The following is a 12,205-nucleotide window of genomic DNA, read 5'->3' as shown; positions in this document are numbered from 1 at the left end:
ATCCTGTTTGCTCCCCACGCTTTCGAGCCTCAGCGTCAGTTACAGACCAGAAAGCCGCCTTCGCCACTGGTGTTCCTCCATATATCTACGCATTTCACCGCTACACATGGAATTCCGCTTTCCTCTTCTGCACTCAAGTCTCCCAGTTTCCAATGACCCTCCCCGGTTAAGCCGGGGGCTTTCACATCAGACTTAAAAGACCGCCTGCGCTCGCTTTACGCCCAATAAATCCGGACAACGCTTGCCACCTACGTATTACCGCGGCTGCTGGCACGTAGTTAGCCGTGGCTTTCTGGTTAGATACCGTCAAGGGATGAACTTTCCACTCTCATCCTTGTTCTTCTCTAACAACAGAGTTTTACGATCCGAAAACCTTCTTCACTCACGCGGCGTTGCTCGGTCAGACTTGCGTCCATTGCCGAAGATTCCCTACTGCTGCCTCCCGTAGGAGTCTGGGCCGTGTCTCAGTCCCAGTGTGGCCGATCACCCTCTCAGGTCGGCTATGCATCGCAGCCTTGGTAGGCCGTTACCCCACCAACTAGCTAATGCACCGCGGGTCCATCCATCAGTGACGCAAAAGCGCCTTTCATCCATCTACCATGCGGTAAATGGAATTATGCGGTATTAGCACCTGTTTCCAAGTGTTATCCCCCGCTGATGGGCAGGTTACCCACGTGTTACTCACCCGTTCGCCACTCATTTTCTTCCGGTGTAGCAAGCTACGGTGAAAGAAAATGCGTTCGACTTGCATGTATTAGGCACGCCGCCAGCGTTCGTCCTGAGCCAGGATCAAACTCTCATAAAAAAAGTATTGATAAGTCATAAATGACTTTAAGCTCAAAATTGATTTTGCTAGCTATTGCTTGCATGTATTTTTCTTTAGTTCGCAATAAACTAAAGACCCTACACATTGGTTGTTTGCATTTATTTGTTCAGTTTTCAAAGGTCTACTTTGTCGTTTAGTAACAACTCTTATATCATACTCAAATCTCAATAATTTGTCAAGAACTTTTTTGAAATATTTTTAAGTTGTCACTCGTTAAATCAGCGACTTTCATATCATAACAAACGTTCAATTCATTGTCAAGCTTAATTTTTAAAAACTTTAAAACGTATTGAAAGTTTATTTTATTTAGCCGTTTGATTTCAGCGACTTTGTTAGAATATCACGATTCAAATAATGCGTCAAGGGATTTTTCTAAAAAAAGTTATAAAAACGTTTCCTAACAAAAAATAAACCCAAATACCTTGATAGAACAAAAGGTATTCAGGCTTTTTTAACTAAAATTGTTTCAAGGTTTGATACAAAGCGGCTACTGGTAGACCGACAATTGCATAATAATCTCCTTCAATAGATTGAATAAACTTACTTGCTACTCCCTGAACGGCATAGGCACCGGCTTTGTCTTTATATTCATCATCTAATAGATATTGTGCGATTTCTTCCTCTGTCAATGGATAAAAAGTCACCGCTGCTTTGCTGATAAAGTTTACTACCTTATCTTTTGATTGAATGCTGACAGCTGTGTAGACTTCATGTGTTTGTCCGCTAAGCATTTCCAACATGGATTTGGCATCATTTTTATCTTGAGGTTTCCCTAAAATTTGATTTTGACAGACAACTGAAGTATCACTACCAATAACCACAGCTTCGGGATAGTATTTTAAAATAGTCGCTGCTTTTTGAATCGCCATCCGTTGTACATAATCAATTGGTTGTTCACTAGGATAAGGTGTTTCATCAATATCTGCAGGTACAGTTTGAAAGTCTGCAACCACTCTTGCTAGTAATTCTTTTCTTCTAGGTGATTGTGAAGCGAGTATATATTGCATTTTATTTCCTTTCTAATGTGGATCTTGAATACGTTTAAACATCTTTTCTAAATCTTTATTGGTAAAATGAATGAGTACTGGGCGCCCATGTGGACAATTATATGGATTTTCGCATTTAGCTAAATCAGTCAGTAAGGTTCTGGCTTGGATGTCACTTAAATGATGGTTAGCTTTAATCGAACGTTTACAACTCATCATAATCGCCGTTGCTGCTCTAAAATCTTTCACCGTCACCGAACCGTTAATTAATACTATATCAATCATTTCGCGAATAATTGTTTCTTCTTGCCCTTTAGGATACCAAGTAGGATGGGCACGCACGATAAAACTATTTTGCCCAAAATCTTCCAATTGAATACCGACACTGACTAGCACATCTTTTTTCTCTTTTAATTTTAGATAATCACTATTCGGATAATCCAAAACAATCGGAATGAGTAATTCTTGTAAATGTTCATCCACTTCACCAATTTTTTCCCGATAATATTCGTATTTTATTCGCTCTTGGGCCGCATGTTGGTCAATAATGTATAACCCGCGGTCTGACTGGGCAAAAAGGTACGTCCCATGCATTTGACCAAAATATTCTAAATATGGAAAGGCTTCATGCTCACTTGGCGTTTCATTTTGCTTTAACAAGGCATAAACTTGTTTGGCATCTAAATCCTCATGAAGACTCTCTGTTGGCTCAAATGGATCACTTTCTGGCAATTCGCGTACCAAGTTATCCACATTTTCAGTTTCGAATATTTGTTCGTCAAGTGTTTCTTCTTGACTAGCTAATATTGAATTTTCAAGATTTTTAACAAGGTTGTCAAAATCATCCGTTCTTTTTCCACATTCATCCACAAGATTATCCACAGAATTATCCACATTTTCACTCGTGGGCGCTGTGTTTTCCCCAGAATCGAGGGTTGGCTCTAAGTAAAACTGATTCTTCTGACTATCAAACTGCAACTTTCCACCTTTTTTCTCCACAGCAGGTGATAAATCTAGGTTTAATTGTGTTGGTTTGACTTGTTCTTTTGGATTGACTTTTTGTTTAAAATCGAGATTCGCACCGACATTAGGAATCAAGACTTGTTCGCGCAACTTATCATTGATTGCTTTACTTACCAATGAAAAGAGCTCTTCTTCCTTAGAGAGGCGGACTTCTTGCTTGGTTGGATGAACATTCACATCCACCAATAACGGATCAGTTTGAATCTCGATGACCGCAATTGGAAAACGGCCAATCATCAACTTCGAGCCATAACCATTCGTAATCGCCTTATTTAACCCATGATTTTTGATATAACGTCCATTAATTAAGGTGGTAATATAACTTCTACCTGCACGGGTTAACTCAGGCAAAGACACGTAACCACTAATCTTAAAATCTAGGTTTTCTGCTTGAATCGCTAACATCTTTTTGGCATTTTGCAGCCCATAAATACCGGCAATGGTCTGCTTTAAATCGCCACTGCCATTTGTTTTCGTGAGCTGATGACCATCATGAACCAAAGAAAAGGCAATATCCGGATGACTTAAAGCTAGACGATTCACCACATCCATAATATTGGCTAATTCTGTCTGCAAAGATTTCACATACTTCAAGCGAGCGGGGGTATTATAGAATAAGTCCGACACCTTAATATTGGTTCCTTTACGCAAAGAACCTGGCTTTTCAACGACCACTTTGCCACCATCTAATTCAAGGTAACTCCCCTCAGCAGCATTTTCTTGCGCACTTTCGATAACCACTTTAGACACCGAAGCAATACTAGGTAATGCCTCGCCGCGAAAACCTAACGTGCGAATACGAAACAAATCATCACGGCTGTGGATTTTACTCGTTGCATGACGCTTAAAGGCATTCACCATATCATCTGGCGCAATCCCCTCACCATCGTCAATAATCTGAATCGTTTTTAGGCCAGCCTCTTCAATAAAAATTTCAATCTTATGACTATGTGCATCAATCGCATTTTCCAATAGTTCCTTCACGACCGAAGCTGGACGTTCCACAACTTCTCCAGCCGCGATTTGGTTAGCTAACTGTTCAGAAAGTTCTTGGATTTTTCCCATGTTCTCACCTCAATTCACAAAACTTACTTCATTATTCCTTTTCCAATTCACGTTTTAATTCATTTATCGTAAAGAAGACATCCATTGGCTTTAAGTTTGCCAAATCCATCGACTTAATCGCTGCCAGTACTTTTTCTTCAGCTGGTGTCATTTCACTAAATAATGATAATTGCTCAACAGCTGGTGTACTTTGATTTTCCTTAACCGTAGCCGCCACATTGATTTCTTCTTCCTTACTTTGGCTGACGACTTGTGCGACTTGTTTTTCTTCTTGATTTTCTAGTTTGGTCAAAATCTGATCCGCACGTTCAATTAAGCTTTCTGGCAAACCTGCTAACTTACCAACGTGTATGCCATAACTTTTATCAGCCGGACCTTTCATCATCTTATGAAGGAATATGACTTCTCCATCTTTTTCCGTTGCACCAACATGAATATTCACCAAACCAGGCAATTGGCTTTCTAAGGCAGTTAATTCATGATAATGGGTTGAAAAGAGTGTCTTTGCTTGGACATGATTTTGCAAATATTCAATAATCGCCTGTGCCAAAGCCATCCCGTCAAAAGTAGCAGTTCCGCGGCCCAATTCATCAAATAAAACTAGACTATTCACACCTGCATAACGCAATGCTTGATTGGCTTCCATCATTTCCACCATAAATGTACTTTGACCGGCAATTAAATCATCACTAGCCCCAATACGCGTGAAAATACGATCAAAAATAGGCAATGTCGCTTCCTTAGCCGGTACAAAACACCCCATCTGCGTCATGACCACACTTAAGGCAAGTTGACGCATATACGTACTCTTACCAGACATATTTGGCCCTGTAATTAGCAGCATGGTCGTCTCTTTTGGCATTTCAATCGAGTTAGGAATATAGGTTTGAGCACCTAATACTTTTTCAACAACTGGGTGCCGACCATCAATAATTTTCAACTCATGGTCTTGACTAAGCACTGGACGCACGTAGCCATATCGTTCACTCACAATTGCAAAGGCTAGCAAGCAGTCTAACGTAGCCACGGCTTTTGCTAGAGTTTGTAATTCACTAATTTTGCCTTTTACCTGCTCACGAATCCCGATAAATAACTGATATTCTAGCTCAGTAGATTTTTCTTGCGCCCCTAAGATTAATTCTTCTAACTTTTTCAATTCAGGCGTAATAAAACGTTCCGCATTCGCCAAAGTTTGCTTACGATCAAAACGTGAAGTATCCAAATTAGCAAGATTGGCCTTGGTAATTTCAATATAGTATCCAAAGACGCGATTATAGCCGATTTTTAGATTTTTTACGCCGGTTAATTCACGTTCTTTGGCTTCTAATTCGGCTAACCATTGTTTCCCATTTTTCATCGCCAAACGGTATTCATCTAGCTGTTCATTATAGCCCGTTTTGATGAGATTACCTTCATTTAATTGTAAAGGCGCCTCTTCATCAATCGCTTGCTCAATCAAATCCACCAAATCATTCATCGGATTTAAATCTTGTAAAAGCACTTGCCACTGACCTTGATCAATACCCATTAAAATCTGTCTAAGATAAGGGATTTGTGCCAGCGATTGTTTTAATTGTAATAAATCACGCGCATTAACACTTCCAAAAGATACCTTTCCTGCCAAGCGTTCTAAATCATATACTTTTGTTAAACCTTGAATGATATCTTCCCGTTCAAAAAAGGACGTAATCAAAGAAGCCACCATTTCCTGACGACTTAAGATTTGCTTTTCTTGAATTAATGGACGGTCTAACCACTGTTTTAAAAGACGTGCACCCATGGCGGTTTTCGTTTCATCTAACAACCATAGTAAAGTGCCTTGCTTTTTGCCCGTACGAATCGCTTGACTTAATTCCAAATTGAACTTCGAATAATAATCCATTTTCAAATAATGGTCGACTTGATAACTTTGCGCCTGTTGGATATGATTTAAGCTGCGTTTTTGTGTTTCTGACAAATAGGCTAATAAATGATTGGTTACCGTTTTTTCGATATCTGACTGTAGTTGATTCGTTAAAAAGCTTAGTTCTGCATTTTCATTTGCTTCTAATTGAAAAGAAATTACTAAAGCAAGGCGTTGTTTTAAAGTTTGCGTCAACTTTTCAGGAATTTCTGTCGTATAAACAATTTCTTTTGTCTGTAAAATCGAAGCTTCATTTAACACACTTTCTTCATCTGCAAGCACTGTAGTTTTTAATTCACCTGTAGACAAATCGACATAACTAAAACCAAATTGGCCCGCTTGATAACTTAAAGCCGTTAAAAAATTATTTTCTTTCGCAGCTAATGACTTGCCATCCATCACAGTACCCGGAGTAACTAATTGCACCACTTCTCTTTTCACCATGCCTTTAGTTAGCTTAGGATCTTCTACTTGTTCACAAATCGCCACTTTATAGCCTTGCTCTACCAAAGTATCAATATAGCCACTCGCTGCATGATAAGGAACGCCACACATTGGAATTGGATCTTCGGCATTTTTATTACGACTGGTTAAGGTTAACTCTAAAATTTGAGCCGCTTTTTTAGCATCCTCATAAAACATTTCATAAAAATCACCTAAACGATAGAACAAAAACGCATCTGGATATTGCGCCTTGATTTGAAAATATTGTTCCATCATCGGGGTATGTTTTGTCTTTTGTGGCATCACTGTTTTCCTTCCTGTTCAAGTTGTTGATTCACTTGATATTGAATTTTATTCGTCAAATATTGTAATAAATCATCGGCCTCAATTAACTTTTCACGATAACTGACGACTAACGGATGATTCTTATAACGTTCATTTGCCTCGTCTAGACGTTTGAGCGCTTCTCGTTTGGCATTTTCTTTCCCATAGTGCTCAAACTGAACGACTTGCTTTTGTAAATTTTTTATTTCTTCTTCTAAATCTTTCAGGCCTTGATGTTGATTTACTTTTGCTTGAATTTGTTTAAAATGACGAATTGTTTCATTTTCCTGTAGCAATTGTTTAATCTGTTCAAGGGTTTGTTGAATTTGTTGTTCTTCCTCTAGATATGTCATCATTTCATCCTATCTAATCATTTTCGCTAAATGGGCGGTCTTCACTGATTTGAATCGGAAAAATTCGGGTTGCTTGACCTGTCTTATCATCCACATCAATGACACAAGCAGATAAAATAAAACGTCCTTTTTCCACCACTTCAAAACGTTGTGGCAAGCTAGTTAAGAATTTTTCGATCACCGCTTCTTTTTTCATTCCTAAAATACCATCATAAGGACCAGTCATGCCAACATCGGTTAAATAAGCAGTTCCTTTAGGCAAAATCCGGGCATCATTGGTTTGTACATGGGTATGCGTCCCGACCACAGCTGATACTCTACCATCTAAAAACCATCCCATCGCTTGTTTTTCGCTCGTTGTCTCTGCATGAAAATCGACAAAAATATAAGGAGTACGCTTTTGAATTTGGGCTAATAATTCTTCTATTTTGCGGAAAGGATCATCTAAATCCACCATAAATGAGCGTCCTTGCAGATTCACTACCGCTAATTCTTGTTGGTTAACCTTCACAAAGACCACGCCAACACCCGGCACACCTGTTGGAAAATTCGCTGGTCGCACCATTCTCTTAGCATCCTCGATAAATTCGAAAATCCCCCGGTTATCCCAAGCATGGTTCCCTAGTGTAATCACATCCGCCCCATCTTGCAAAAATTTCTTATAGATTTTTTCGGTGATACCACGACCACTTGCTGCATTTTCACCATTCACAATTGTTACTTGTGGACGATATTTTTTCTTTAATTTTGGCAAGTAATCACTGACCGTATTTCGTCCTAAAGATCCCACAACATCCCCAATAAATAATAACCTCAAAATTTTTCCTCTTCTCTAATTAATCTCATTTCTTTATTATAAGCTAGGAAAGAAAATTAAGCAAAATTTCCCATACAAAAAAAAGAGGCATCCACCTTCTGACACCTCCATTTTTTGAATATTTTTATGCAGTGATTAACCCTAATTTATTTAATGCATGATAAATGCCATCTGAATTATGATCTTGGGTAACTAAATCTGCATGTTTTTGCACTTCAGCATTGGCATTTCCCATCGCCACACCAACACCAGCCATCGATAGCATTTCACGGTCATTCATGCCATCTCCAAAACAAATGATGTCTTCTTGCTGAATATCTAAATCATTGGCCACTTGCAAAATCGTCGCTGCTTTAGAAATTCCTTGCGTTAGGACATCCACACAATTTGGGTGCCAACGAACAAAACGTAAATCTTGATATTTTTCATCAAAACGACCTTCATGTTTCGCTGAATAAAAAGCCAATCCCGCATAAACATCTTCCTCTTTGGCAAATTGTGGATCTAAATTTGGTAAAGTTGATCCAAATGACTCCATCGCATCGGTCATTTTAGGTAAATTTAAAGAAGTAATCCGCTTTGTTTCATCTAAACCTACTAAAGCCACATCAATTCCTAAAGGTACTACCTCTTCTTTTAAGGCTTTTAGCGAATCCATCGGTAAGAGTTGTTTATGAATTTGCTTATTATCTTTAAAGGCCGCCGCACCATTACATAAAATATAGTTTTCAAAATCAAGTGCATCAATCACTGGTTTGGCCAATACACGTGAACGACCAGTCGCCAATGTCACATAATGCCCTTGAGCTCGCAAACTTTCAATCGCCATCCGTGTACTAGGCAACACTTGTAAATTCTTATCTAATATTGTCCCATCAATATCAAATGCAATTAATTTTCGGTTCATCTTCACACTATCCCCCAACTTTTATGTATGCGTCTACTTTACTAAAATTTTCGCATTCTGGCAAATATCAATATGAATAAAGTTAAAAATCGCCACACTATACACAATACGCAAAAAATCCCGCTACTTACCTTTACAAATAAGCAACGGGAAAATGATTAATCCACATATTTTGATTTTGAGCTGTTTAGCCAAGCATAGACTAAACCAATTACCAAGCCACCACCGATATAGTTACCGATGAAAGCAAAAACTAGATTGTGAACGATATGTGCCACGTCCATGCCAGGAATATTACCACCTGAAGCAAAGAATGCTAAAGAGAAGGCTGGGAAGTTAGCAATCACGTGTTCATAACCTAAGAATGCGAAGATAAAGATAATGAAGATAATCGCAGGAACTTTACCCGCATCATCTTTCATACGTAAGCTGACAATAACTGAAGTATTTACGACAATATTGGCAAACATCGCTTCTGCTAGTATTTGTAAAGTTGGTTTTGCTAATTTAGCCGCAATCCCAGCATACATATAGTTATCTGGCGCTAAGTTTTGGAAAGGACCGGTTAAAGATACGAAAAAGGCAAAAATAATACCACCGACTAAGTTAAAAAACACACAGGTAAATAATAATTTCAAAGCTTTAGCAACGGTCATTTTCTTACGGAACACACCAACAGTGGCATAAAGCATGTTTGAAGTTCCTAATTCAGCGTTCATATACAAAATCATAACCAGTGACCAACTGAACATAAAAGCGTATAAGAACTTACCTAGACCATGAACCATTTCGTCACCTTTCATGGCTACTGCAAAGGCAATGGCTGTCCCTAATGTCAAGAATAAACAAGCTAACATCGCACGCACAGCATAGCGTACATAACTACTTTCGATTAGGTCTAATTTCTTTTCAATAGAAGAATCAATCTTCTCAAATAATGGGGATACTGGATTCATCTTTTCACTCCTTAAATTTTCATCTGACGCCTTCTATCAACATCATTCTTATTCTAATAATGCAATGGACATTTGTAAAGGACATTCAATGAAAAATATCACATTTTTTCAGAAATATTTTCACTGTCTATTTTTTCTAACTTTATATTAGGATGGCTTTTACTTTTAGTTTTCTTTTTAATCGTAAACATGCAATTTCAGTTGACAAGCGCTTGTTCAATCAGCTATAATGTGCTTTGTGTAAAATAATGCAGCAGAAAGATAATAGACCATCCCTAGTTTATCGCTTAGAGTTAAGTTCAATTGAGTAACCGCGGCTGCAAAGGTGAAGATTGAAGAATAAACTACATGAACTATGAATTTTTCAAACGGATTATTTTACTCCAACGATATACTATATTTCATACATTGGAGGAATTTTTAAATGTCTCGTTACACAGGACCATCATGGAAAATCTCACGCCGTTTAGGTATCTCATTATCAGGTACAGGTAAAGAATTAGCACGTCGCCCATACGCACCAGGTCAACATGGACCATCAAGCCGTGGCGCTCGTTCTGAATACGGTCAACAAATGGCTGAAAAACAAAAATTACGTCACATGTACGGAATGAATGAACGTCAATTCCGTAACTTATTCGTGAAAGCTAGCAAAATCCGCGAAGGTAAACACGGGGTTAACTTCATGATCTTACTAGAACAACGCTTAGATAACGTTGTTTACCGTTTAGGTCTTGCAACTACTCGTCGTCAAGCACGTCAATTAGTTAACCACGGCCACATCTTAGTAGATGGCAAACGCGTTGATATCCCTTCATACCATGTTGAAGTGGGTCAAGTCATCAGCATTCGTGAAAAATCTCAAAACGTATCAGTAATTAAAGATGCTGTTGAAGCTACTGTTGGACGTCCAGCATTTGTAAGCTTTGACGAAGAAAAATTAGCTGGTTCATTAACTCGTTTACCAGAACGTGACGAATTATACCCAGAAATCGACGAATCACTAGTTGTCGAATTCTACAACAAAAAACTTTAAGATTTTCTATCAAGTTTACAAAAAGTCATTCAGTTTTTACTGGATGGCTTTTTTGTTTTAAAAAAATAGGAATAGACAAACAAACCTCGCTTAAAGGTCCATTTGTCTATTTCCTTATCTTTCGTCTAAATCTACATATTCGATATCTTCCGTCACTTCCATATAAGCAGGACGAATAATCTTTTGTGTATTGACTAATTCTTCAATTCGGTGTGCTGACCAGCCAACAATTCGCGCAATCGCAAAAATCGGCGTATAAAGTTCCTGCGGCAAACCAAGCATATCGTATACAAATCCACTAAAAAAGTCGATATTCGCACTAACTCCTTTATAAATTTTACGTTTTTGGGCAATCACTTCTGGCGCAATCCGTTCCACCATGGAATAGAGCTCAAATTCCTTTGATGCTGCACTCCCTTTTTCTTCGGCTAATTTTGATACATAGCGTTTGAAGATGGACGCCCGGGGATCATTATTTGAATAGATTGCATGCCCCATCCCATAAATCAACCCTTTATGATCGAAAGCTTGTTTATTCAAGACTGCCGTTAAATAATTACGAACATCTTCTTCGGTATAATCTTTGGGTAAATGTTCTTTCATATCTGCCATCATCTTCGTTACTTTAATATTGGCACCCCCATGTTTTGGTCCCTTTAATGAACCTAAAGCCGCCGCAATCGTTGAATACGTATCAGTCCCACTCGAGGTAACTACCCGCGTTGTAAAAGTAGAATTATTCCCGCCCCCGTGTTCCATATGCAAGACCAGAGCCATATCTAAAGTCTGAGCTTCTTGCTTGGTATATTTTTGGTCAGGACGCAACATTTTCAAAATGACTTCCGCTGTACTCAAATCACCTTTTGGATTATGAATATACATACTTTCACCTTGGTCGTAGTGATTGTACGCATGATAAGCATAAATCCCAATCATCGGAAAAACACTAATCAACATCAAGGATTGATCTAAGACATTTTCAATTGAGATATCATCCGCCTTTTCATCATAGCTAGCCAAAGTTAAAATACTACGCGCCAAGGAATTCATAATATTAGCAGAGGGAGCCTTCATGATGACATCTCGTACAAAATTTGTAGGCAAAGTTCGTCTGGCATTCAATTCTGCTTTAAACTGCTTCAACTCCGATGCGCTTGGAAGGTTACCAAAAAGCAATAAATATGCAACTTCTTCAAATCCATACCGATTCTGTGAAACAAAACCTTCTACCAGTTCATTGATATCTATTCCACGATAACGCAACTCACCGCGCTCAGAAACCACTTCTCCGTTGACTTTCTTGTCTGGATAAATTGTGGAAATCGTCGTTAAGCCTGCTAAGACACCTTTCCCATTTTCGTCACGCAAGCCTCTTTTTACTTGATATTTTGTATAAAGTTGCATTTCTATCTTATCATTTTCCTGACATAACAATGATAGCTTATTCACATATTTTTCTTTATTTTTGGCATTCGTCATCACTAAACCCCTTCTTTCTTCATAATATTCGGGTAATTCCATTTGAATATCATTATAACACGATAATGAGAAAATGAAATAATTTT

At 38.4% G+C, this 12,205-nt stretch carries 9 protein-coding genes and 1 rRNA gene (1 of these 10 only partly in view); 1 reads left to right on the top strand and 9 read right to left on the bottom strand.

Annotation, left to right across the window (positions count from 1 at the left end; genetic code table 11):
• The 8 genes from I567_RS03150 to I567_RS03115 form a co-directional block, all read right to left on the bottom strand.
• Positions 1–805: ribosomal RNA gene (locus I567_RS03150) — 16S ribosomal RNA — on the bottom strand; it reaches 754 nt to the left of the window's first position.
• Positions 806–1,281: 476 nt separating this feature from the next.
• Positions 1,282–1,833, bottom strand: coding sequence for a Maf family protein (locus tag I567_RS03145; RefSeq protein WP_016250796.1), 552 nt, complete (start codon positions 1,831–1,833; stop codon positions 1,282–1,284).
• A gap of 12 nt (positions 1,834–1,845) precedes the next feature.
• Positions 1,846–3,900, bottom strand: coding sequence for a DNA mismatch repair endonuclease MutL (mutL, locus tag I567_RS03140; protein ID WP_016250795.1), 2,055 nt, complete (start codon positions 3,898–3,900; stop codon positions 1,846–1,848).
• 31 nt (positions 3,901–3,931) lie between these two features.
• Positions 3,932–6,550, bottom strand: coding sequence for a DNA mismatch repair protein MutS (gene mutS, locus I567_RS03135; RefSeq protein ID WP_016250794.1), 2,619 nt, complete (start codon positions 6,548–6,550; stop codon positions 3,932–3,934).
• Entirely contained in the window at positions 6,550–6,924 is a 375-nt protein-coding gene (locus I567_RS03130) for a YlbF family regulator (RefSeq protein ID WP_016250793.1), read from the bottom strand. The genes mutS and I567_RS03130 overlap by 1 nt, the downstream gene beginning before the upstream one ends.
• Before the next feature lie 13 nt (positions 6,925–6,937).
• Complete coding sequence (locus I567_RS03125; protein WP_016250792.1) at positions 6,938–7,741, bottom strand: TIGR00282 family metallophosphoesterase; 804 nt, start codon at positions 7,739–7,741, stop codon at positions 6,938–6,940.
• Positions 7,742–7,865: 124 nt separating this feature from the next.
• The gene (locus I567_RS03120) at positions 7,866–8,648 is read right to left on the bottom strand and encodes a Cof-type HAD-IIB family hydrolase (protein ID WP_016250791.1); all 783 of its coding nucleotides are present in this window, start codon (positions 8,646–8,648) and stop codon (positions 7,866–7,868) included.
• 158 nt (positions 8,649–8,806) lie between these two features.
• Positions 8,807–9,604, bottom strand: a complete 798-nt coding sequence (locus I567_RS03115) for a formate/nitrite transporter family protein (RefSeq protein ID WP_016250790.1) — start codon at positions 9,602–9,604, stop codon at positions 8,807–8,809.
• A 424-nt stretch (positions 9,605–10,028) separates the two neighbouring features.
• On the opposite strand from I567_RS03115, the gene rpsD reads away from it, so the two are divergent.
• Positions 10,029–10,640, top strand: coding sequence for a 30S ribosomal protein S4 (gene rpsD / locus I567_RS03110; protein ID WP_016250789.1), 612 nt, complete (start codon positions 10,029–10,031; stop codon positions 10,638–10,640).
• Positions 10,641–10,754: 114 nt separating this feature from the next.
• Here the strand turns inward: rpsD and I567_RS03105 are convergent, their stop codons facing one another.
• The gene (locus I567_RS03105; protein WP_016250788.1) at positions 10,755–12,119 is read right to left on the bottom strand and encodes a citrate/2-methylcitrate synthase; all 1,365 of its coding nucleotides are present in this window, start codon (positions 12,117–12,119) and stop codon (positions 10,755–10,757) included.
• Positions 12,120–12,205: the final 86 nt, after the last annotated feature.

It is taken from the genome of Enterococcus cecorum DSM 20682 = ATCC 43198 (assembly GCF_000407565.1).
In the GTDB taxonomy this organism is placed as follows: Bacteria; Bacillota; Bacilli; order Lactobacillales; family Enterococcaceae; genus Enterococcus_E; species Enterococcus_E cecorum.
The sequence above is the reverse complement of the archived record's forward strand: the minus strand, read 5'-3'. Positions and strand labels throughout refer to the sequence as shown.